We start from the raw sequence: 23264 nt of genomic DNA, 5'->3' as shown, positions 1-23264 counted from the left end.
AAAGCTATCCGTTAAGTATAGCTTTTATCAGACTTTTCGTTTTTAACTGTTCAAATCAGAAGTCGTATTCCCCGGTAGAACAATATTACTGGCAGCAAGTTCGCCCATGTTGTTGTATATCGCACAGGCAGCTTCGATGATGGGCATCGCCAGAGCTGCGCCACTCCCCTCACCTAAACGCATCTCCATATTGAGATAAGGCTCCAGCCCCAAATGCGAGAGCGCTATACGCGCGCCTTTTTCTGCCGACAGGTGAGAAGGAATGAGATACGGTTTGATCGCAGGAGACATCTGGCAGGCTGCGAGCGCAGCAGCATAAGAAAGAAATCCATCCAGCAACACGGGTAAACCGCAGGAAGCAGCACCTAACATCACTCCAGCTATTCCGACCAAATCAAATCCACCCACTTTTGCCAGGACATCAACACCATCCTGAGGATTTGGTTGATTCAACGTAATCGCCCGACGCACAACATCAATTTTATTAGCCAGTTTATCTGTCGGCAGGTTTGCGCCAATCCCAACCACTTCTTCAGGATCCCGGCCAGTGATTGTGCTGACTATTGCTGCTGCCGGTGTCGTGTTTGCCATCCCCAGTTCACCTACACCAAACAGCGTGACACCGTTTTTTGCCAGCTCCTGCGTATAACATATGACGTCCAAAAGCAACTTTTCAGCCTGACGGCGACTCATTGCCGGAGCTGAAGCAATATTGCCGCTACCTCGTGCGACACGCATGTTGATAAGCCCGGGGATAGGCTCAGCAGTATCAATACCAACATCAATTACGTGGACGTTAGCGCCCGCTTGTTCTGCCAGCACACACACGCCGGTTGTTCCACGGGTCATATTTTCAGCCTGTATGGCTGTCACTTCTTTTGGAGAAATAGCGACCCCTTCCTCCCAGACGCCGTGATCGGCACACATAACCAGTACCGCTTTTTTGCCCACATGCGGTATGCCATTCAACCCCGGCATTCCTGCCAGTTGTATGGCAAGCGCCTCCAGCTTTCCCAGGCTACCAACAGGTTTGAGTAACCCGTCAATATGCCGTTGTGCACGCGACATAGCGGCAGAATCGATGGCTGGGATCGTATTCAGTAAATCGGCAAGTATTTGCATGTCACGTCTCTTTATAGCAGTGCCAGCAGGAAGACCAGTTCACCAAGCTCTATGGCTGCTCCCAGCGTATCGCCCGTTTGCCCACCCAGCGTACGTTTGAGAAGCTGACCGAGGATGAAAATCGCCACCATCGTCACCACCATAGCAGCCACACCATGCATACCCGGCAATAATACGGCAGCAAAAATAGCGGCTAAGCCGAGTGTGACGCAGGTTTGTCGCCCATCAATTTTGCCAATGAACACATTGCCAAGCCCTTCTTCCCGCGCATAACGATGACGATACATCAATAATGCGGCAGTCCCGCGGCTGACCGCACATGCTGCCGCCAGCGATGCAAGGATCGATTCGCCACGCAGAGCCAACTCGCTTAACACCAGAATCTTTGCCAGTACCACAAAAATCAATGCCAGACCGCCGTGGGTGCCTAAACGGCTATCACGCATGATTTCCAACATGCGATCGCGGCTACGTGCAGAAAATACGCCATCACAGGTATCAGCGAGGCCGTCCAGATGGAATCCCCCGGTCATCAGCACCAGCACAAGCACGCTAAACAGTGCCGCCAGTGGTGCGCCACACCATGCCTGCAGCACCATGAAGACCAGCCCGCTAATCGCGCCAAGCAATAATCCAATCAAAGGAAAAGTAATAATACCGCGAGAATAATGCTCGAAATCCAGTCCCTGGGACCAGCGACGCGGTACAGGCAGACGCGTAATAAATGAGAGCATCGCCCAAAATAATTTACTCATTTGATTTTTACTCCAATACCAGAAACCACCAGCCATACTTCATTTGCCGCAGCGGCCAACTGCTGATTTACCCGCCCGGCAATATCACGAAAATGTCGTGCCAGACGACTCTCCGGCACAATCCCCATTCCCACTTCGTTAGTCACTAATACAACCTTTGCGGGGCAACGTTGGCAGGCAGCAATCAACGACTGAATCTCAGCATTAATCGCCTGTTCCATCGCCTGATAATCCCATTCATCAGGGTCTTTATCGCCGCCATAATCAAACAACAGATTAGTCACCATTGTGGTAACGCATTCCAGCAACACAACCTCATTCGGGTTAATGTCTGCATGAATTAATTCATCAAGATGTTGCCAGCGCTCCACTGTGCGCCAGTGCTCCGGGCGGCCTTGCCGATGATGTTCTATCCGTGCAGCCATCTCATCATCAAGGATTTGCGAGGTAGCGATATACAGAACCTGTGAAGAGTCCCCAATAAGCGCCTCTGCGTGGCGACTCTTCCCGCTCCGTGCGCCCCCCGTCACCAAAATCATCATACCGACTCCTGATTCAAATGTATGATGGTATTCATTGAACAGAACAATGGATCCCCCACCGTTGCTGACCGCAAAACATTTACGCGATTAATACTGCGCGTAATATAATTAAAAATCCAGCATTCTCAATCCATTACGAAATAAGATGGCATTACGGAATAGCCAGACTTTCTCGTGTTAACGTCCGACAAAATGCGTCATTGACAGCGGTTTCTGTGGATTGACACATTTCATTCAGATAATGAATTAATGCTACTGCCGGACCAACCAGCAAACGGGCATTGTGTTCTGAAATCCAGGCTATTGATTCAACGTCAGCGACAGATCTGCGCTGTAAAAGAACTTGTAAAACAACGCAATAGAATTATCCGGAATGGTGGCGACTATGCACTAGAACACCACAATTTCGCTCTCTCGGTAAGGCACTGTCACAGCATTCAACAGAATGTGACTTGCCAGATTTATTAGCGCCACCAGATGTTTAACCGGGTAACCACGACCCAGTCGGGGATATATTCCATCTTCTCGCTGACATCATCAAGAATAAAAAGGTTTATCACACTCAGAGCAACGTTCTTCAGCAGGCGGGATAATTCTTCAACATTTAGAAGATGTGTTATTAAAGGCATACAAACTGGACGTATTGTATTTTCTTTTGGTGGTTGACCTAAGGTAGCAGTTTATCCTGATGCGCTGAGATTTCTGTAATATCTACGTCAACATTCTCCTCGAATAGAAAATGCAGCCCCGGCAAGTGATTCACATTTTTTAACAAAACGTTGTTAGCGTGCCATTTTCAGAAGCTCTCCAAGAAAGCGATTTCTTTTCTCAAATTCTGCATTCTCAGACACAGCTTTCTACTCCATGGCAATGGCCCAAATACGAAGTTGCTCAGGATCATTAGTGGTGCTGAGAAGTTAAATAACCATGCGGAGTACCACTCGTCATCACGTATTTATATATCATGAAGCTATTGTTGTGTTTTGTACATCAGTAGATGTATTCTGATATACTCCTTTTGCTAGACATAACCTTTCACCTGCTTGCAAAGCTTCTGTGTTCTGACATTGCCAAATTGTTGCAATTCTGTATCCAGCCTTCTTTCAGTCATAGCTTCGGGCCGCGATAAGACTCACTGATCTGACCCTGATTCCTCTTGCAGACTTTATAGACCAATTAAAATGCAGTTTCTGCAGGTCAACGTCTGACCATCATTGTCATCACTCTGGCCATTAGAGTAACCTTCTGCATTCATCCTTTTGTAAAAAGTTTATAGACTGGCCCCCTGAATCTCCAGACAACCAATATCACTTAAATAAGTGATAGTCCTGATACAAGTTTTTAGAGTAGTCATTAGTGAACAGATAATTGTTAACTTAGAACCAGTAAAATGCAAACGACGCACCACGCTGGGAAAATCGCTGCTATTCAGCAGAGTTTTGTACCGAGAATTGTGGCCAGCCACTTATTGCTCTCGCGTAAGCAGGTATCCCCATCGTTTACCAGTCCAGCACATCTTGTGGTCAGGCAGAAGAAGAGCAAACTGTTACTGGACTCACTGCATGCATGGTGGAGAAAAATGCCACGCTATCCAAAAATCCAGACTGGGAGAATGGTTCAGCTGTGTACTGAATCAGTGGGGCGCACTCTGTTATTACAGTGTTGACGGTCAGGCGGAGGCAGACATAATGCCGCGGAAAAAGCCCTTTGTGCCATCTGTCTCGGAAATAACTCTTATGACCTTTGTCAAATATTGAGCCCAAAAAGACCTTACGCAGCTCCGGGAGCTTCGTTATATCGCGGATTAAAGAACCTGAAACAGTCAGACTGTATCTTGGATTTTACAAACTCTTATTCGGGGATTTTAGCCCCATGACGATTTACGCAGTGAGCTGGCCTCTTTCTATATGCAGGTATTGGCGCATTCTGACCTCCTGAATTCTTTTACGAGGATCACTCATTCCGTGTCTGACTGCTTCAGGGTTTAATTTTGCTTCTGCTGACTGAATGATGATTGGGCAGCAAGTGCAATATCCCACATAAATCCAGTCAACTCACGAGCCACCGCCGTAATGGCTACTTGTGATTTTTTCCCTTTTGCTGTCAGACTTCGGTAACGAGAACACAATCGTTGTTGAGCTTTCCATGCAATATCTTTGGAATATTGTGTTACAGAATCCGGTCGGTAATATATAAGCCATGCACCAACTTTTGCAGGTGTACGATAAGACCAGGCGGCTTCGTAAAGCAGACGTCTCAGTTCGCTGTTTCCAACTTTTGTTATTCCCCTGGGACGAATGCTGTTTCCACTGGAATATTCCCCTGGAACCAGTCCCAGAAAAGCCATGAGTTGTTTGGGACTGGAAAATCGTGAAAAATCACCCAGTTCAGCAACCAGGGTTATTGCGGTTAGCTGACCAACACCTTTAAGGGCCTGTAACTGGCAGACCAGATTGCACAGAGACCACTCAGGTAACAGGCGGGATATTTCCTGGTCGAGTTGAAGTATGCGATCTTCAATCTGCTCCAGACTCTGACAATAGTGTTGAAAAGCAATCTGTTGAGATGGCTGACTAAATGATTGATTGGCTAACCAGGTTCGATGTTTGCCGGTCCAGTGCTTCCCTGCATAACGTTTGTCTGTTCGCAATAGCATGCTCAGAATTCGCTGTCGGGCAACTCTGCTGTCTCGTTTAGCTGCTGCACGGGCTCTGATTAGATCCCGCATAGCTTCATGAGTCAGGTCAGGGATCCAGACAGGGGTAAGTTCACCAGCCCGCAGTAACCTGGCAAGAGAAATTGCGTCCCGATGATCATTTTTGATTCTGTCTGTCGGTGATTTTGGTATCCGGGAAGGGGCAATAACCTGGCATTTTATATTCATCGCTGTGAGTTGATGATATAGCCCAAAACCACAGGGGCCAGCCTCATAGCAGGAAAGAATGTTTCCGTAAAGTCCCTGCAATTTCTGAAATAATCGACGTACAGCCTGGGCTTCGTTGTTAATCGTACCATAATAACGAACTTCGCCAAGCCGTTCAGGTGCAGCAATAGCAACCGCCAACGTTTCTTTATGTACATCCAGTCCGATGTAAGCTGCAATATTTTCCGAATGCATAATGACCTCCTCTGGAATATCCCACCAATGCTATAGTGAGTATATAAAGGTCATACCATCTTTATGTTCTTCGGCGGCGAGCGCAGTGCACTGTTGTATGGGCTTATCGGCACTTGCCTTCTGAACGACATTGATCCGGAAGCGTATCTGCGCCATATCCTGAGCGTACTGCCGGAATAACCTTCCAACCGTATTGATGAACTCCTGCCATGGAACGTAGTTCTCACCAATAAATAAGCATCAATATGATTCTCCATTAACGCTTACCTTTTCTCCGGCTATTTTTGATTTTTTTTGCTTTTCCCCGCCACTTTATGGTGATTATCACATCAATATACATCGACAGATATTAACGTAACTGAAGTGAGGTGAAGCATGAAATTTGAACGCCATCATGAAATATTGAAACGACTCAGTAAATTCGGTTCTGTAAAAGTATCCGATCTGTCCAATAGCCTCAATGTAACGAAAGAAACTATTCGATCAGATCTTAATGAACTTGCCAGACTTGGCTATCTGACTCGATATCATGGCGGTGCTTTTATCGTCCTAGACTCGCTTGATACTATTGCGAAAAATGAAATCGCTTATGCGCTTGAAAATTATGATACAGCCCAGGGAATAAAAAAAGGCCACTCAACTATGAAAAGTCAAGTATGCGTTATTGGTTCGTTTAATGTTGATATCATCAGTTATTTGCCGAGGCTTCCCACTATCGGAGAATCGCTTCTGGCAAGTAATTTTATATTTTCACCGGGGGGAAAAGGCTGTAACCAGGCGCTGGCAGCAAGCTTTGCCGATACTGATGTTTATTTCATAACAAAAGTAGGTACAGATCACTTTAGTGATTATGCGATCAACTTTATGAATTCGTCTAAGATTTATAAAAGTATAATTTATCAAACGAAAGAAACGCAAACCGGAACTGCCACGATCCTTGTTAATGAAGGTACTGGCGATAATGTTATTGCGATCTATCCCGGTGCCAACATGACAATGTCGTCCGATGAAATAACTATTCAGAAAGAAGCGATTATTAATTCTGATGTCATACTTCTGCAGCTCGAAACAAATTATACCGCTCTGCAACAAGCGATCACATTGGCGCAAAAAAACAGTATCCCGGTCATTATTAACCCGGCACCCTATAATGATATCGTCAACGAACTTATTCAGGATGTTGATTATATCACCCCCAATGAAACAGAAGCTGGTTTACTGTCCGGCATAGACGTACACGATCTTGAATCAGCTAAACGAGCTGCAGAAGCTATCCACAATAAAGGGGTAAAAAACACGGTTATCACGCTCGGTAGCAAGGGCTCGCTCGCATTTGATGGCAAAAAATTCATTCATTCGCCAGCGTTTCCAGCGGTCGTTAAAAATACGGCAGGAGCCGGGGATGCGTTTAACGGCTCTCTGGCATCAGGACTTGCGAAAGGAAAATCACTGGAATCAGCACTGTGTTATGCCAGCGCCTTTGCATCCCTAGCGGTGGAGACAAGCAATGCTTCCGACATGCCTGAACATGAATCTGTGATACATCGAATTCAGAGTATACATTATCAGCAAACTATTTTTACGCATTAAGAAGGGACAGAGAATGAATAACACCAAAAAATCACTAAAAGTGCTCTTTATTGGGGAATCCTGGCATATTCATATGATTCATTCAAAAGGATATGACAGTTTTACCTCAAGTAAATATGAAGAAGGTGCGACCTGGTTACTCCAGTGTCTGAAAAATAGTCAGGTAGATGTCACCTATTAGACTGGCCCCCTGAATCTCCAGACAACCAATATCACTTATTTAAGTGATAGTCTTAATACTAGTTTTTAGACTAGTCATTGGAGAGCAGATGATTGATGTCTTAGGACCGGAGAAACGCAGACGGCGTACCACACAGGAAAAGATCGCAATTGTTCAGCAGAGCTTTGAACCAGGGATGACGGTCTCCCTCGTTGCCCGGCAACATGGTGTAGCAGCCAGCCAGTTATTTCTCTGGCGTAAGCAATACCAGGAAGGAAGTCTTACTGCTGTCGCCGCCGGAGAACAGGTTGTTCCTGCCTCTGAACTTGCTGCCGCCATGAAGCAGATTAAAGAACTCCAGCGCCTGCTCGGCAAGAAAACGATGGAAAATGAACTCCTCAAAGAAGCCGTTGAATATGGACGGGCAAAAAAGTGGATAGCGCACGCGCCCTTATTGCCCGGGGATGGGGAGTAAGCTTAGTCAGCCGTTGTCTCCGGGTGTCGCGTGCGCAGTTGCACGTCATTCTCAGACGAACCGATGACTGGATGGATGGCCGCCGCGGTCGTCACACTGATGATACGGATGTGCTTCTCCGTATACACCATGTTATCGGAGAGCTGCCCACGTATGGTTATCGTCGGGTATGGGCGCTGCTTCGCAGACAGGCAGAACTTGATGGTATGCCTGCGATCAATGCCAAACGTGTTTACCGGATCATGCGCCAGAATGCGCTGTTGCTTGAGCGAAAACCTGCTGTACCGCCATCGAAACGGGCACATACAGGCAGAGTGGCTGTGAAAGAAAGTAATCAGCGATGGTGCTCTGACGGGTTCGAGTTCCGCTGTGATAACGGAGAAAAACTGCGAGTCACGTTCGCGCTGGACTGCTGTGACCGTGAGGCACTGCACTGGGCGGTCACTACGGGCGGCTTCAACAGTGAAACAGTACAGGACGTCATGCTGGGAGCGGTGGAACGCCGCTTCGGCAACGAGCTTCCGGCGTCTCCAGTAGAGTGGCTGACGGATAATGGTTCATGCTACCGGGCTAATGAAACACGGCAGTTTGCCCGGATGTTGGGGCTTGAACCGAAGAGCACGGCGGTGCGGAGTCCGGAGAGTAACGGCATAGCAGAGAGCTTCGTGAAAACGATAAAGCGTGACTACATCAGTGTCATGCCCAAACCAGACGGGTTAACGGCAGCAAAGAACCTTGCAGAGGCGTTCGAGCATTATAACGAATGGCATCCGCATAGTGCACTGGGTTATCGCTCGCCACGGGAATATCTACGGCAGCAAGCCAGTAATGGGTTAAGTGATAACAGGTGTCTGGAAATATAGGGGCAAATCCACCTATATGCCAGCACATACGGTACAAATTGCCTTCCCTGAAGATGTGGCACAGTTAGAACAATATGATGCCATCGTTATTAGTGATATTGGTAGTAATACTTTCCTGCTACAAAATGATACTTTTTATCAGCTTCGCATAAAACCAAACGCTCTCGAACTGATTAAAGAATATGTGAATAACGGTGGTGGGTTATTGATGATTGGCGGCTATCTCTCATTCATGGGAATTGAAGCAAAAGCCAATTATAAAAATACAGTTCTGGCTGATGTGCTCCCGGTTACGATGTTAGATGGTGACGATCGTGTCGAAAAACCAGAGGGTGTTATTGCACAGCCATCACAACCTGAACATCCAGTTATTAAAGGGTTCTCTGAATATCCTTTTTTCCTAGGTTATAACCGGGCGATCGCTAAAGAAAATGCTGAGGTGGTATTAACAATAAACAACGCTCCATTACTGGTCTTTGGTAACTATCACAACGGGAAAATAGCCTGCTTTATGAGTGACTGTTCACCGCACTGGGGTACACAGCAGTTTATGTCCTGGCCGTTCTATACCGCGTTGTGGGTAAATATACTGACTCATATTGCAAGATAATAATAATAATGGGGTAACTCCAGTTACTCCATTTACTATAATAGAAGGATTGATGTATGAAAAAGAATAAGTACTCAACTCCCTTATGGATGCTTGCCACGATTCTTGCGGGTATGCTCTCCCCTATGCAATCAGCGGTGAATGGTCAATTAGGTCACTGGTTACAGTATGGTAATGCATGCGCAGTTATCTCCTTTGCCAGTGGTTTAGTCGTGATGTTTTTTATTATTATGGCGCGAAAAGAAACCCGGCAACAATTTGCGGCAATTCCTTCTCTGATTAAAAACCGAAAAGTTCCTCTCTGGAACTGGTTTGCCGGTCTCTGTGGAGCGATGGTGGTATTTTCTGAAGGCGCATCAGCCAGCGCACTCGGGGTCGCAACGTTTCAAACCGCACTGATCTCCGCGCTATTGCTGTCTGGTTTACTTTGCGATCGCTTTGGTATCGGTGTCGACGAGAAAAAATACTTTACCCCTTATCGCATCATCGGTGCATTATTTGCGGTTATTGCTACGATTTTTGTTGTGTCACCTCAGTGGCATTCTACCTCTTTCATCTTACTTGCCATTCTTCCGTTCTTAGCTGGTTTGCTTGCAGGATGGCAGCCCGCTGGAAATGCAAAAGTAGCTGAAGCTACGGGATCCATGCTGGTTTCAATCACCTAGAATTTCATCGTTGGATTTTGTGTTTTAGGCACAGCGCTAGCTATTCGTGTCGCATTAGGGCACGTCACTGTTCAATTACCAGATGTCTGGTGGATGTATCTTGGCGGCCCGCTTGGACTAATGTCTATCGGTTTAATGGCCATTTTGGTCAGAGGTCTGGGGTTACTGATGCTGGGGGTTGCTTCAACGGCGGGCCAGTTACTGGGATCAGTATTGATTGACGTATTAATTCCATCGCTGGGCAATAGCGTTTATCTGGTCACGATCATCGGAACACTGTTTGCACTGGTCGGTGCAATTGTTACCACTATTCCGGAATACAGAACCTCGAAAACAATGAAGAAAATGGAGGTATAATCATGAAAGATTATCTACAAACTGTGACGGGCCCCGTCGCCCGTGAAGATATGGGGCTAACACTTCCTCATGAACATCTGTTCAACGATCTTTCCTCTGTTGTGGATGCTCCTTGCTATCCTTTTTCACAACGGCTTGTTGATAAAAAAGTCACGGCAGAAATCCAGTGGGCATTAAAACACGATCCTTATTGCTGCGCTGATAATATGGACCGCAAACCTATTGAAGATGTGATCTTCGAAATTAATAACTTTATCTCGCTCGGTGGTCGCACCATTGTTGATGCCACAGGGTCTGAGTCTATCGGACGAGATGCGCAGGCATTACGAGAAGTCGCATTAAAAACAGGTCTGAATATTGTTGCTTCCTCCGGTCCCTACCTGGAAAAATTTGAAAGCCAGAGAATTCATAAAACGGTTGATGAACTGGCGACAACGATCGATAAAGAATTGAATCAAGGGATTGGCGATACGGATATTCGTGCCGGAATGATCGGTGAAATAGGTGTTTCACCGACATTTACCGAAGCCGAGCATAACAGCTTGCGGGCTGCCTCGCTGGCACAGATTAACAATCCTCATGTGGCGATGAATATTCACATGCCGGGCTGGCTTCGTCGCGGTGATGAAGTACTCGACATTGTGTTAGGTGAAATGGGCGTCTCGCCAAATAAAGTCTCTCTCGCACACTCGGATCCGTCAGGAAAAGACGTGGCGTATCAGCGGAAAATGCTTGATAGAGGTGTCTGGCTGGAATTCGACATGATTGGCCTAGACATTACCTTCCCGAAAGAGGGAATAGCGCCAGGGGTGCAGGAGACTGCCGATGCCGTCGCTCATCTCATTGAGTTGGGATACGCCGATCAGCTTGTTCTCAGCCACGATGTCTTCCTTAAACAAATGTGGGCTAAAAATGGCGGTAATGGCTGGGGATTTGTTCCAGATGTTTTTCTGGCCTATCTGGCGGAGCGCGGCGTCGATAAAACGATCCTCAAAAAACTCTGTATCGATAATCCCGGACGATTATTGACCGCATAAAACCATTATCCCCCGGCACATTGCGCCGGGGGATGTCAATTAATACCCCGCCGTTAAATCATCCACCAAGCGCGAGTCGGATGCGCCGTACAACTCACCATCCGACCCAACCATAATGCTTTGCGTGCTGCCCAACACCTCATTCAGCGCCACTTTCTGACCTTTTGCTTCCAGCAGCTTGAGCGTATCCGGACTAACCCCTTTTCAACACGCAGCTCGTCCGGCAACCACTGATGGTGGAAACGAGGCGCATTGGTCGCTTCGGCAACATTCATTCCACAATTGATGCTGTTCACCACCATTTGCAGCACGGTAGTGATGATCCAGCTACCGGTAACAAAGTGAGTACATAAAGGCCATACTGTCACGAACAGTGCAAAAGTGGCTCTTCCGCAACCTAGGTGAAGATTTTCATGCCAGTGGACTCATTACCCTCCGCCTAAGTAGTTCAAGTCCGGCTCGACCATACATCTGGCGTATCAGCACCTTCAGGCGATTTACATGACCTTCGACAACACCAGTACTCCAGCGACTGCTGATTGCCTCACGTATAGCCGCAGCATCAGCTTCCATCCCCGCAGCTACGCACCGAAGTTCTGCTGAGCCGCTTTCGTGGACCCGAGTGAACCAGCTGCTTAGCTGTGATTTATTTTAGGTTTTCAGAATACGGTAGAACTCGAGTACCAGTTGCTGCGCTATTTTCAACTCCGGTTCTTTTTCACACATCAGACTAATAAATCGGAAAGCATAATTTTCTTCACCCCTGATTATTCTCCGGGGCATCAACCAGCGGCTTACCCGGGACACTGAAGGAAGTCTTGCGGCAGTAGTAACCGGTGGGATCCAGCCTTTACGCCATTTGGCAACAGCATCCCTGACGATGGTTTCACTGCCTGTAACCCCCCTGGCCACCATTTCCCGCCATATCCGGCCGGAGTTATAATTACCACATTCTCGTTGCTCTTTTAACCACTCCCTCCATGGGTCCAGAAGCCCTCGCTTTGGAGGCCTAGTTGACATTTCAGGGAATGTTCCTGAACCCACCCAGCGACTGACTGTCACTCGCGACAGGCCTGTAATACGGGATATTTCCCTGAAACTACATCCCTTGTTATGCAGGGCCATAACCTCTGTCCAACGCTGATGCCGTTTTTTGCGGGTGTGCTGTTTAAGGCGTTCCAGACGACGGAGCGATGCTACAGGCACAGATATTTCTGGCTCAGGTGATTTCTTCAGTGATAACTCTCTGACAACAAGACGTATCAGAGGCATATGTCTGTACATCATTCGTTCAGGCTCATCACCAATATTTTTTAGCAGGTGCCATCGATAGGCCACCTGTCTGGCCTGAGGTGCACCTTCACGTGCTGCTGTCGCATAGACTCCACTGCGATCACGCGATACAACCTGTATTTCCGGACCTTTTCTGAACCAGGTCGCCAGCGTACGCTGATCACGGCCGGGAAGCAGGACCAGGGGGCGGTGAGTATCAAGATTGAATATTAACGTACCGTAACGGTGGCCCCAATGCCACGCCCACTCATCAATACCGACATGAGGCGCGCCTGACTGTTTCGTCTCCGGGGTATTGATAAGCCTGCGAAGAAGAGTATCAGCACTGCAACGGAGACCCGCTGCCGTTGCAGCCCGTTTTCCAGCCTCACCTCCAGCTATTAATCCCAGTTGACGTTGTTAATTTTGTAACGCCTGTGAAGACTGCTGGTGTGAACTGGCGAAGGGAGCAAGCGACTCGGCAAAAATTTTACGTGACAAGCCGGGTTACGGCAGTACCAGTGGCGGACGGAAAATACAAGCCATAGCGTCTGCCCTGAGCAGGGTAGATGCTGTATCCGGCGCCGACGACAACTATGAACAGAGTCGCTACGCTTAAAGCATTCAGGACATTGTGCTGTTTTGCGTTTTCCGTGGAGATGGAGGGTTATACCGTCAGAGCTAATAATTTGTCGACTGCATCGCCATCCGCAAGGTAACTGTAGAAGTGTCTTAAGAGAGTGCATTGCGTTGCCCATAACTTAAAACAGCTTAGATCCTTGTTCGCCAGAAAGTTTCATCCATTTTCTTCCACCCAGGTTGCGGAAGAACCACTTTTCATCCGTCGTTGACAGATGTGAAGTATGCGGGAGAAAAAGTGAATATCTAACTGTAATAACTCAGACCTGTACGAGTACTCGGAACGTCTACAATCATTCAGGGCAAAGTGCTAAAATTTCTCTATCCCGGGATGCCCCTACCAACGCAGCACTCCCGGAGATATCATTACAGCTCTGCAACTGATTTCCGCGACTGAACCGCTCAGTTCCTATCCTTCCAGTTGCCTTCCTGCAGCCCCCCTCCCTGCTGTATACCCCGGTACCACAACGCGGGCAGCACTTTTCTCCTTCATAATCTTCGTCACACATCACACAAAACCACTTTCTCACCTTCACCGTATAATCCGGAACCGTCATACCCTGCAGATGCAAACGACGGGCCTCTTTCTCTGCCGGGTCAAGCCAGGTGCATCGCAGCAGGATTTTCTCAGCGACAGTCATCTGGTCATGTTCAAACCACGGTGGTTGTCCGTCATTGCCCCGCTGAAGTGTTAACGGGCATCCACAGGACACACAGCACAAAACGTCCTGGCGGTTGTGCTTCGCTGCTTCTTTCGCCGTAACAAAATGGCCTTTGCTGTCATTCGCCATATAACAGTTCAGAATTCGCATATTTCCTCCTGAGTTGTCCGGGGAATACTGAATCCTCCGGTCTGGCAGTGTGTGCAGTACCGCTCCCCATAATAATCGTGGTGACATTGTCTGCAGTGCCAGCTGGCTTTACGCACCACGGGTAAGGCATCCGGTACGAATTGCTGCAGACGTTTAATCAACTGTATTTCTCTGCGCTCCGGCCTGACATAAGGGCACTGTTGACCGTGCTCTGTCAGCCTGTCGTCAGTGTGTTCAAACCAGGGAAGTTCAGTGTCGTATTGCGGATGGTATCTGAGTGCACTGCCACACAAGTGGCAGGTGTAGTTAGCATAAGGTGCGGCCTGTGCAGTACGGGCGCCCGTCAGACGTCCGTTGCCATCAAGAGCGATAAAGGATTTTGCGTACATAGTCATATTCCTCAGCCGCCAGACGACACGCAGGCAACAGCCGTCCCGGTACGGGCAGCGTGGTCAGGGTGTGAATGGCGGTTCAGTTAAAATCTGGACTGGAGTTTGGGTAAAGCAGGCTGGTTGCTGTTACAGCACTGTGGTTGTCACACAATGGAACACTGACGTAAAAAACAGTCAGTGGGCGAGTGGATACATCGTTGCCGCCAGACAACAACCCATACTTTTGGTTTGCCGGGTATTGGCGCGCCAGTCGTGCTCAACTCCGGCTACAGCCAAAATTGCGCTCACCGGTGCAGTGAGCTTTGGTATGTTCCTTCGCCAGATAGTCAGCACGTTCCAGCACCTGCTGAAAGCCGGTGTCATCATTACGCGCCAGCCACACCGCCGGCCAGGCCGGAAAATGCACCAGCGTGGCATGGCACCCGACATCCACTCCCAGGGCACTGCACCACGCCTGTTTAATCATCCCGGCCAGTGATCCCGGAGCGCGGTAATCGCCGGCACGACACCAGGTATCCCGGTTGACCAGCAGCATCAGGTGATAGTGTTTTTTACCTTTGCACTCCCCAAACTCCCGGGCCCAGACGTAATGCAGGGTTGTGGGATGCACGCGTTTACCTTCCCGATGCTTACGTTTCTGGTAAGCGTCGATTCGGGCTTTCAGGGCATTGATGAAGCGGGATATCACAGCTGCGTCCGTTGCTGCCGGTACATCCGGGAGACGCAGGTCAACCCGCAATGCCGTCAGGCGGGGATGAACATTCAGTGCGTGCCGCACCGTCTCACGAATACGTTGCTGCCAGAAGGGGTTGTATTTGTAGGTCATGGTTAAATCTCCGTATGGTTCATACGGAATAGCCACGTCGTAAAAAATGCGCAGAGTCCCTGAAGTGACCTCCGGCAGGACACTGTCTCAGGCACTCTGTGATACCCCAACTATCGTCTCCGGACTGACGGTTGAATTTTCAGCGTTGTTTTTTTAATGTAAAAAACCGGTTACGGGTAAGGCTGTGAGGAGGGAGTTATGGTGATACGCAAAAAGAAGTGCAGGGACTGTGGAAACGCGATTACTCATAATACATGTTGCCCGTATTGTGGTTCTGTCGACCCCTTCGGCTATTACCGGAATACAGACCGTATCGTTACCATACTGCTGGCACTGATTATTGTGGTCCTGCTGACTACTGTCAGCGTCAGTCAGTGTGTATATACTGTGTAGCTGGTGAGATAACGGTTCATGTATCCCCTGAGCTGACAGTGTACCGGGTATATTAAGCGTAACCGACAGGTTCTCCTTCATACCATATTAAATTTTTCCAGGTATTGCCGCTGCCTTATTTCGTCCCATACAGGAAAACTCGTCTGGGTTTCTGACAAATACGCGAAACGTAACCGGCTCATTTAAACCGTCTGGTCTGTTTCCTCCGGCTCTACAAAAATAATGTCCATCATTTTTAATGGACACTATCGTATGAAACACCGGACCTGGATCACTGAAGCTTTACGTCTTCACTTTGAAGAACATTTACCCCGGGTTGTGGCCGGGCGTCGCCTGGGTGTACCAAAATCAACAGTTTGTAGTATGTTCGTGCGCTTTCGGAGAGCTGGCCTTTCGTGGCCTTTGCCCGCAGGCATGTCGGAGCAGGAACTTGATGCCTGCCTTTACGGACAATTTTCCACGGTACCAGTCGTACGTCCTGAAAGCACCGTTATATCCGAAGCCCCCGTGGTAAAAAAACGTCCCCGGCGGCCCAACTTCCCTTATGAGTTTAAAATCGCCTTAGTGGAGCAGTCACTGCAGCCCGGAGCCTGTGTGGCGCAGATCGCCCGGGAAAACGGAATCAACGATAACCTGCTCTTCAACTGGCGCCATCAATACCGGAAAGGTGGCCTGCTGCCTTCCGGAAAAAATATGCCGGCACTGCTTCCCGTGACGTTAACGCCGGAGCCGGATAATAAAATCCCGGCCCCCGCACAGGAACCAGAGCAGATAAATACACCGTCCGACAGTCTGTGTTGTGAGCTGGTTCTGCCGGCCGGAACTCTCAGGCTTAAAGGTAAACTGACGCCGGCGTTATTACAGACACTTATCCGCGAAATAAAAGGGAGCAGCCACTGATGATATCTCTCCCTGCAGGTTCGCGTATCTGGCTGGTTGCAGGTATCACCGATATGCGAAATGGCTTTAACGGCCTGGCATCAAAAGTTCAGAACGTCCTGAAGGATGACCCGTTCTCCGGACACCTGTTCATCTTCCGCGGACGCCGGGGTGACCAGATAAAAGTGTTGTGGGCTGACAGTGACGGACTGTGCCTCTTCACCAAACGCCTGGAGCGGGGCCGCTTCGTCTGGCCAGTCACCCGTGACGGCAAGGTGCACCTTACTCCGGCTCAGTTATCCATGCTTCTTGAAGGTATCAACTGGAAGCACCCGAAACGAACGGAACGCGCTGGAATCCGCATATAACCCGTTGTAAAGTGAGGATATGGACACCTCACTTGCTCATGAGAACGCCCGCCTGCGGGCACTGTTGCAGACGCAACAGGACACCATCCGCCAGATGGCTGAATACAACCGCCTGCTCTCACAGCGGGTGGCGGCTTATGCTTCCGAAATCAACCGGCTGAAGGCGCTGGTTGCGAAACTGCAACGTATGCAGTTCGGTAAAAGCTCAGAAAAACTTCGTGCAAAAACCGAACGGCAGATACAGGAAGCACAGGAGCGAATCAGCGCACTTCAGGAAGAAATGGCGGAAACGCTGGGTGAGCAATATGACCCGGTACTGCCATCCGCCCTGCGCCAGTCTTCAGCCCGTAAACCGTTACCGGCCTCACTTCCCCGTGAAACCCGGGTTATCCGGCCGGAAGAGGAATGCTGTCCTGCCTGTGGTGGTGAACTCAGTTCTCTGGGATGTGATGTGTCAGAGCAACTGGAGCTTATCAGCAGCGCCTTTAAGGTTATCGAAACACAACGTCCGAAACAGGCCTGTTGCCGGTGCGACCATATCGTGCAGGCACCAGTACCTTCAAAACCCATTGCACGCAGTTATGCCGGAGCGGGGCTTCTGGCCCATGTTGTCACCGGGAAATATGCAGACCATCTGCCGTTATACCGCCAGTCAGAAATATACCGTCGTCAGGGAGTGGAGCTGAGCCGTGCCACACTGGGGCGCTGGACAGGTGCTGTTGCTGAACTGCTGGAGCCGCTGTATGACGTCCTGCGCCAGTATGTGCTGATGCCCGGTAAAGTCCATGCTGATGATATCCCCGTCCCGGTCCAGGAGCCGGGCAGCGGTAAAACCCGGACAGCCCGGCTGTGGGTCTACGTCCGTGATGACCGTAACGCCGGTTCACAGATGCCCCCGGCGGTCTGGTTCGCGTACAGTCCGGACCGGAAAGGTATCCATCCACAAAATCACCTGGCCGGTTACAGCGGTGTGCTTCAGGCCGATGCTTACGGTGGTTACCGGGCGTTATACGAATCCGGCAGAATAACGGAAGCCGCGTGTATGGCTCATGCCCGGAGAAAAATCCACGATGTGCATGCAAGAGCGCCCACCTACATCACCACGGAAGCCCTGCAGCGTATCGGTGAACTGTATGCCATCGAGGCAGAGGTCCGGGGCTGTTCAGCAGAACAGCGTCTGGCGGCAAGAAAAGCCAGAGCCGCGCCACTGATGCAGTCACTGTATGACTGGATACAGCAACAGATGAAAACACTGTCGCGTCACTCAGATACGGCAAAAGCGTTCGCATACCTGCTGAAACAGTGGGATGCACTGAACGTGTACTGCAGTAATGGCTGGGTGGAAATCGACAACAACATCGCAGAGAACGCCTTACGGGGAGTGGCCGTAGGCCGGAAAAACTGGATGTTCGCGGGTTCCGACAGCGGTGGTGAACATGCGGCGGTGTTGTACTCGCTGATCGGCACATGCCGTCTGAACAATGTGGAGCCAGAAAAGTGGCTGCGTTACGTCATTGAACATATCCAGGACTGGCCGGCAAACCGGGTACGCGATCTGTTGCCCTGGAAAGTTGATCTGAGCTCTCAGTAAATATCAATACGGTTCTGACGAGTCGCTTACCGCGAAACTCACAGCCCCTCAATATCAACCACACGCTGTAAGCCGGTAATACCTGAAAATCAGCCCATTACCGCCCACGCCTCCGGCACCATTCCCTTTTGATTTCGAATTCTTTGTTGTCGCTATACCGCTTAACGTTCCCGGTATTATCCTGGTTCCCGACAACAGGAACATATTCAGCTTTTAATAACCTGAGAAGAGCCAATAAGAATCACAAAGCGGATAACACCTGGTGCGATGCAGTTGTGATTACCGAACGCTCAGATGACATATTTCCAGACTGAAGCGGGAACACGATCGTAAAGCTTGTTCATTGTCAGTTCTGCCAGCCAGTGATCAACCACAGAGTTGAAGGCTTCCAGTTCCGCAGAGGTAAGTTTATAACGCGTGTGGGAAATCACTTTTTCCAGCGTCTCCCGGGATGAACAACGACGGAACTGCTTTGGTTTTAACTTCCATTAGCCTCTCATCACTTTATGCTGCAATTAACGTGATACTGTCAGCATACCGCCAGACTGGCATTCTGGTACCCACCCCAAACTCATTACTCCCGAGCCACCACTTAACCGGTCTCTCAGACTGTCACTCACCAGGTCGGATATGTTTACCGCTCAGACGGATGCTTAATGCACTCTGTTCACGTACATTGCAGATACGTTTTATATACGCGGGTTATACGCCAGCTATCAGGGATAGCGCAGTCTGTTGCTACTGCGTTCTCATCATGCCCACTGATCACACTCACCGTGTTTATTTCACATATATGAACTCATGTATTTGATCTCATGTGTTTGATCTCTCTTATATATTTATAATACCAATCAGACAGTCTTATCCCATCGGTGATACCTGTCGCCTGCCCACCGGACACGGTCTGCCCCATCGTAACCGCCCCGTAAATAACTCTGCAATTATCAGAACGCCAGTTTTCCCCTCTTCCTCACGAAAATCATCCCTTCTTTATCGCGCGCGCGTGCGGAAGCATCGTTTCGTAACAACCACCCGGCATACCGGTACGGCTCAGCCACCGTAACCTCCCCGTTTATCTCCTGGCGGTCACATTCCCGATTATTTTTTACGTTTCTCCCCGGTTGTTATGCCGGTGAAGGTGGTGCGTTGTTTTCATGACCACACCGGCTGGTTTAACAACATCCGGAGGAACATTCTCATGCTCACCCCAGTTTCACTGATGGATGACCAGATGGTCGACATGGCATTTATCACTCAACTGACCGGCCTGACCGATAAGTGGTTTTACAAACTCATCAAGGATGGTGACTTTCCTGCGCCCATCAAAATGGGCCGCAGCTCCCGATGGCTGAAAAGCGAAGTGGAAGCCTGGCTGCAGGCGCGTATTGCACAGTCCCGTCCGTAATTCTTAACCGTTCATCTGCAACAGACGCAGTCTCCGGCCTGCCGGCGGCGTTCTGCTGCCTGTTATCCCCCGTGAGGAATATGAAAATGAAACCACAGTATCAGACCCGTTACGAGCTGCTCCACGAAAGCTACCAGAAATGGCTGACCGGCTTCACCCGGCACGCCGTATCCTGGGGCGTGTGTCATCCGAATATCTACTACTTCCATAATCTGACGCCCGGGTGGGTGTCATTCAATGGTGAAAAACCGGAGATTGCCATCGTACCCCAGAGTCTGCACCGGCTGATTTATGGTCCGGACAAACGGACCACGCCGCCCCTGGATGATGATCTGATAGTGAATTTATGCACCAGTGAACATCTGCTGGTTCATCATCCGATGCTGGAAGGCATTCTCCTGTCTGAATGTGAACGTCTGAGGCAGCGTTCGCTGGCAAATAAACTGATCAGCCTCTTCCGTCAGTTTGGTGGCACGGAGTTGCGCCTCAAACTGGTCTGGCTTTGCTGGCTTGATTTAATGACCGGAAACTGCCTTGACGACTGGACGGAGAATCTGAAACGGAAATCAGAAAAAGAGCTGGAGGAATGGATCATCAACCGTCAGAAGCAGAGCGCAGCACTGACGGATCTGATGGATCAGTACGTGCTCCTGGCATACCGCACAACGGTTGACGATAAGCGCACCTGATGCCAGTTGTTTCAGGGAAGCTGGTATCCGGGCAGGGTGCCAGGGCTGACTGAACGGCCTGTCTGCCTGCCGTTTCGCTCTCCGTGCGTTCTGTCACACGCTGCACCTGAACGCCGGACTGCGGGCACGCAGACAGGAAAGTCGCAGGCTGGAACTTCTGACCGGCGGGTATCAGTTATATGCCTGTTGATTCATCACCACCACGCAGCTCCTGAGCTTTAGTTCATCACCGATATTCATACATCTGAATATCGGTGATGAAATCCCCATAATAATCAATCATCTAAGTCTGAAGCATAATGGAGAAAAACTGCTCACCGGTTACTTCGCTCTCAGCTTATTGTAGTGATAACCCGAGGTAAAAATACCAGAGACATCAGACAACTTTAAACTGGCTATCTGGGGAAGCAGAACATACATGGTTTTTCCTTCCGGCACGACAGAAAGCCTGAACTGAGATTCAAGAATGTTCAGCAATGCGTTCAGTTTTTTCCTGTTTCTGAACCGACCCGGGCCACACTGGAGAATATAATTTTTCCTGACACGGGGTGGGCATTCTCCGCGGCACTCCTCAATGAGCCAGTCGAACAGCTCCTCGGCGTCCTTCTGCTGCAGTTCAGATTCATCAGGTAACGCAAATAATTTTTTATATTCATCTGTGTACCACGAACTTATTACGACAGCAGACGTCATGATATCGGCAGAGATTTTCCCTTCACCATAGCTGAAATACTGAAATAACGCTGCAATTCTTGCAATGTTTTCTGTTTTTTTTGAAACATGTCCCCGAAACGGGCTTAAGGGTCCGGAAGGGGATAAATCCTGCTCCAGAACATTATAGTGCTCAATAAATATTTTTTGCGCTTCAGGCGAAAAATGCAAACAATACCGTTCATCCTCACTGGATTTTTCAATACTGCCTCTGGCCAGTTCCATTAATCGTTCATGAAATGCCGTTAATGATCCTCCCGGAATCACAGCTCCGTTAATAAAGCGTTTCCCCTGCGTGGTTGCAGGTTTACTGATAAGACAACGGGCAAGAAAACCACTGTCCCTGGCAACAGAACCTTTTCGCTCCATATATCGGTCAAAAAGACCGGGTTGCACCATGAGGGATAACGTCATTCTGGCATTTTCAATCATCTGTTCGGGTTCATTCTTTCTGTCCACAGACAATACAGAGCCATCCCACATTTTGTTAATAAAAGGCAACTCAGACAGGGTATATCCATCAAATATAATACCGGCTTCATCTGACATAATACCCACTGAACGCCATTTACCACAAAGCTGATTCTTAATTGCCGCAGTCGTGGCATCATTAAAAATGAATTTATACCTCACAGGTTCTTCCGCACTGTTTTTCTGAAGTACTTCCAGTTGTCTGAGGGTTTCTGACTCATCCGCGCCTTTGCGGAGTTCTTTATTCAGTTTTGACAACAATGCTTTTTTCTGAGCCTTTAAAAGCTCTTCCTTGTTTTTCCAGACAGCCAGTTCACTTTTGTATCTGGAATATAACTGCATCTCCTGCTGGTACAGGGGCTTCATTAATAATTTGTCCACTGCGGTTTTTCGTTCTCCGGACTCGGCAAGCGTCAGGAAAAAAAGAGAGACCGGCCCCCGCAGTGTATTCAGTCTGCAGACATCAATCAGATTCTGGCAGACAAGTGAAACAGCGCCCAGGGCAGACGCTGCCACAAGCCCAAGGGGAGCCTGCGTAATTTGCTGAGCTTCAATAACGGCATCACGAATGAGTGGAGGCAGCGAACTCAGGGGAAACTCATCACAAGGCTGACCGAATGACATAGTAACCTCACTATACACAGATATAAAAGCACTGCAATTCTGGCTATTAATAGCAAAAATAGCAGTCAAATCAATATGAGGTAAAAATTTTTGTTGATTTAATGGTTAAATAATAACCACAGTGTGTTTTGCTGCTGAAGAAAGACAAAATGAATCTGTGTGTCCCCTCCTTCCCTTCAGAGCACATCCACTATTCAAATTTTACACAACCACGTACGAACAAAAAGCATCATCCCGGGTATTGCAGATACCGGTTTCCTGCCGGGATGAATCATAAACAGAACACCGGGAATAACGCCTTCAGGAATCCCCCCCCTCCTGAAGAAGAATAAAATAAAGAAGACTACAGTTCCTGCACTGAATGCTGAGTACAATATTCTATGGACAGGATGACATATTTATAAATAACAAAAACCATTTAATACTGATACATCAATAAAATACTTCCTCCCTGCTGACGCAGATAAAATGCACCATTTTTTCTTCAAATACTTCTGTATAATCGCCAGCCAATGATGAGAATGGATTAAAATAACACTTCTTCGACAAACACAAAAACAGCCTTCATTTTACATCATCATCCAGTTTCAGTTAACCCCGGACGAGCGACAGTGTTTCAGTACAGGAATTAAAAGCCAGCTTTTGCTCAGTAAAAACACACTCAACTAATAATATCTCAGCAGATATTATCCTGACCAGGACACCTCACATTACTGAATTCTCTTCCGACAGTATCACTGCACAAATAAAAAAGAACGGGATAAATATTCAGACCGGAAGAATGGTGTCACAAAAGCATTTAATCATTACGCATGACCAGGAAGGGAAACACTTAACCACATGGTATCAACAGATATCATTACGTGTGCACTCTTATAAAAAACACACAGAAGAAGTA

Annotated in this window: 17 protein-coding genes and 10 pseudogenes; 14 read left to right on the top strand and 13 right to left on the bottom strand. The window is 48.6% G+C overall.

Annotated elements, in window-relative coordinates:
* Positions 1 to 42: 42 nt before the first annotated feature.
* From cobT to FTE26_RS12730, 5 genes and pseudogenes are all read right to left on the bottom strand, one after another.
* A complete protein-coding gene (gene cobT, locus FTE26_RS12750; RefSeq protein ID WP_097489400.1) occupies positions 43 to 1122 on the bottom strand; it encodes a nicotinate-nucleotide--dimethylbenzimidazole phosphoribosyltransferase in 1080 nt (359 codons plus the stop codon).
* An 11-nt stretch (positions 1123 to 1133) separates the two neighbouring features.
* On the bottom strand, positions 1134 to 1877 hold the full coding sequence (cobS, locus tag FTE26_RS12745; RefSeq protein ID WP_001326708.1) for an adenosylcobinamide-GDP ribazoletransferase: 744 nt from the start codon (positions 1875 to 1877) through the stop codon (positions 1134 to 1136).
* The gene (cobU, locus tag FTE26_RS12740; RefSeq protein WP_000973176.1) at positions 1874 to 2419 is read right to left on the bottom strand and encodes a bifunctional adenosylcobinamide kinase/adenosylcobinamide-phosphate guanylyltransferase; all 546 of its coding nucleotides are present in this window, start codon (positions 2417 to 2419) and stop codon (positions 1874 to 1876) included. The genes cobS and cobU overlap by 4 nt, the downstream gene beginning before the upstream one ends.
* 151 nt (positions 2420 to 2570) lie before the next feature.
* Positions 2571 to 2714, bottom strand: a pseudogene (locus tag FTE26_RS12735) (cobalamin biosynthesis protein); the annotation flags it as partial.
* Positions 2715 to 2722: 8 nt separating this feature from the next.
* Positions 2723 to 2911 (bottom strand): annotated as a pseudogene (locus FTE26_RS12730) (IS4 family transposase); the annotation flags it as partial.
* 1024 nt (positions 2912 to 3935) lie between these two features.
* On the opposite strand from FTE26_RS12730, the pseudogene FTE26_RS12725 reads away from it, so the two are divergent.
* Positions 3936 to 4157: pseudogene (locus FTE26_RS12725) on the top strand (IS66 family transposase); the annotation flags it as partial.
* 246 nt (positions 4158 to 4403) lie between these two features.
* Here FTE26_RS12725 and FTE26_RS12720 read toward each other — a convergent pair.
* On the bottom strand, positions 4404 to 5537 hold the full coding sequence (locus tag FTE26_RS12720; RefSeq protein WP_000555380.1) for an IS110-like element ISEc45 family transposase: 1134 nt from the start codon (positions 5535 to 5537) through the stop codon (positions 4404 to 4406).
* A gap of 72 nt (positions 5538 to 5609) precedes the next feature.
* Between FTE26_RS12720 and FTE26_RS20305 the strand changes: the two are divergent.
* The 7 genes and pseudogenes from FTE26_RS20305 to FTE26_RS12685 all read left to right on the top strand — a co-directional run.
* Positions 5610 to 5717: pseudogene (locus FTE26_RS20305) on the top strand (transposase domain-containing protein); the annotation flags it as partial.
* A 195-nt stretch (positions 5718 to 5912) separates the two neighbouring features.
* Entirely contained in the window at positions 5913 to 7127 is a 1215-nt protein-coding gene (locus FTE26_RS12710) for a PfkB family carbohydrate kinase (protein WP_001538124.1), read from the top strand.
* 13 nt (positions 7128 to 7140) lie between these two features.
* Positions 7141 to 7305: pseudogene (locus tag FTE26_RS12705) on the top strand (glutamine amidotransferase); the annotation flags it as partial.
* Positions 7306 to 7396: 91 nt separating this feature from the next.
* Positions 7397 to 8625 (top strand): IS3 family transposase gene (locus tag FTE26_RS12700; RefSeq protein WP_097431850.1). Its coding sequence is split into 2 segments (ribosomal slippage): positions 7397 to 7712 and positions 7712 to 8625, totalling 1230 coding nucleotides; the frame shifts between segments, so codons are not numbered across the junction.
* A gap of 13 nt (positions 8626 to 8638) precedes the next feature.
* Positions 8639 to 9235 (top strand): annotated as a pseudogene (locus tag FTE26_RS12695) (glutamine amidotransferase); the annotation flags it as partial.
* 56 nt (positions 9236 to 9291) lie between these two features.
* Positions 9292 to 10257: pseudogene (locus FTE26_RS12690) on the top strand (DMT family transporter).
* A 2-nt stretch (positions 10258 to 10259) separates the two neighbouring features.
* The gene (locus FTE26_RS12685; protein WP_001538129.1) at positions 10260 to 11294 is read left to right on the top strand and encodes a phosphotriesterase-related protein; all 1035 of its coding nucleotides are present in this window, start codon (positions 10260 to 10262) and stop codon (positions 11292 to 11294) included.
* A 39-nt stretch (positions 11295 to 11333) separates the two neighbouring features.
* Here the strand turns inward: FTE26_RS12685 and FTE26_RS12680 are convergent.
* From FTE26_RS12680 to FTE26_RS12660, 5 genes and pseudogenes are all read right to left on the bottom strand, one after another.
* Positions 11334 to 11626 (bottom strand): annotated as a pseudogene (locus tag FTE26_RS12680) (gamma-glutamyltransferase); the annotation flags it as partial.
* A gap of 79 nt (positions 11627 to 11705) precedes the next feature.
* Positions 11706 to 13324, bottom strand: a pseudogene (locus FTE26_RS12675) (ISL3 family transposase).
* A 283-nt stretch (positions 13325 to 13607) separates the two neighbouring features.
* Positions 13608 to 14017 (bottom strand): annotated as a pseudogene (locus FTE26_RS12670) (zinc-ribbon domain-containing protein).
* Positions 14005 to 14406, bottom strand: a complete 402-nt coding sequence (locus FTE26_RS12665) for a putative zinc ribbon protein (RefSeq protein ID WP_000270974.1) — start codon at positions 14404 to 14406, stop codon at positions 14005 to 14007. The pseudogene FTE26_RS12670 and the gene FTE26_RS12665 overlap by 13 nt, the downstream one beginning before the upstream one ends.
* Positions 14407 to 14665: 259 nt before the next feature.
* The gene (locus tag FTE26_RS12660; RefSeq protein WP_001538131.1) at positions 14666 to 15235 is read right to left on the bottom strand and encodes an inovirus Gp2 family protein; all 570 of its coding nucleotides are present in this window, start codon (positions 15233 to 15235) and stop codon (positions 14666 to 14668) included.
* Between the two features lie 198 nt (positions 15236 to 15433).
* Here FTE26_RS12660 and FTE26_RS12655 point away from each other — a divergent pair, with 198 nt between their 5' ends.
* The 4 genes from FTE26_RS12655 to FTE26_RS12640 all read left to right on the top strand — a co-directional run bounded on the left by FTE26_RS12655 (position 15434) and on the right by FTE26_RS12640 (position 18466).
* The gene (locus tag FTE26_RS12655; RefSeq protein WP_001427456.1) at positions 15434 to 15628 is read left to right on the top strand and encodes a hypothetical protein; all 195 of its coding nucleotides are present in this window, start codon (positions 15434 to 15436) and stop codon (positions 15626 to 15628) included.
* Between the two features lie 222 nt (positions 15629 to 15850).
* Entirely contained in the window at positions 15851 to 16528 is a 678-nt protein-coding gene (gene tnpA, locus FTE26_RS12650; protein WP_001339397.1) for an IS66-like element accessory protein TnpA, read from the top strand.
* The gene (gene tnpB / locus FTE26_RS12645; RefSeq protein WP_000624622.1) at positions 16528 to 16875 is read left to right on the top strand and encodes an IS66 family insertion sequence element accessory protein TnpB; all 348 of its coding nucleotides are present in this window, start codon (positions 16528 to 16530) and stop codon (positions 16873 to 16875) included. Before tnpA ends, tnpB begins: the two co-directional genes overlap by 1 nt.
* A 19-nt stretch (positions 16876 to 16894) precedes the next feature.
* A complete protein-coding gene (locus FTE26_RS12640) occupies positions 16895 to 18466 on the top strand; it encodes an IS66-like element ISCro1 family transposase (RefSeq protein WP_000381395.1) in 1572 nt (523 codons plus the stop codon).
* Between the two features lie 290 nt (positions 18467 to 18756).
* Here FTE26_RS12640 and FTE26_RS12635 read toward each other — a convergent pair whose 3' ends face one another.
* Complete coding sequence (locus tag FTE26_RS12635; protein WP_052318419.1) at positions 18757 to 18906, bottom strand: Hha/YmoA family nucleoid-associated regulatory protein; 150 nt, start codon at positions 18904 to 18906, stop codon at positions 18757 to 18759.
* A gap of 758 nt (positions 18907 to 19664) precedes the next feature.
* Between FTE26_RS12635 and FTE26_RS12630 the strand changes: the two genes are divergently transcribed.
* Together FTE26_RS12630 and FTE26_RS12625 are read left to right on the top strand one after the other, a co-directional pair.
* Positions 19665 to 19871 (top strand): helix-turn-helix transcriptional regulator, encoded by a 207-nt coding sequence (locus FTE26_RS12630; RefSeq protein ID WP_000957424.1) that lies wholly within the window; start codon positions 19665 to 19667, stop codon positions 19869 to 19871.
* Positions 19872 to 19957: 86 nt separating this feature from the next.
* Complete coding sequence (locus FTE26_RS12625) at positions 19958 to 20560, top strand: hypothetical protein (protein WP_000804452.1); 603 nt, start codon at positions 19958 to 19960, stop codon at positions 20558 to 20560.
* Between the two features lie 321 nt (positions 20561 to 20881).
* On the opposite strand, the gene FTE26_RS12620 is transcribed toward FTE26_RS12625, so the two are convergent.
* Positions 20882 to 22366 carry a YfjI family protein gene (locus FTE26_RS12620; RefSeq protein WP_001297234.1) on the bottom strand — a complete coding sequence of 495 codons (1485 nt, stop codon included), beginning with the start codon at positions 22364 to 22366 and terminating at the stop codon, positions 20882 to 20884.
* Positions 22367 to 23264: the final 898 nt, after the last annotated feature.

The organism is Escherichia sp. S10b (assembly GCF_028421345.1).
Taxonomy (GTDB): domain Bacteria; phylum Pseudomonadota; class Gammaproteobacteria; order Enterobacterales; family Enterobacteriaceae; genus ECMA0423.
This window is presented reverse-complemented; position numbering and strand designations above follow the sequence as displayed.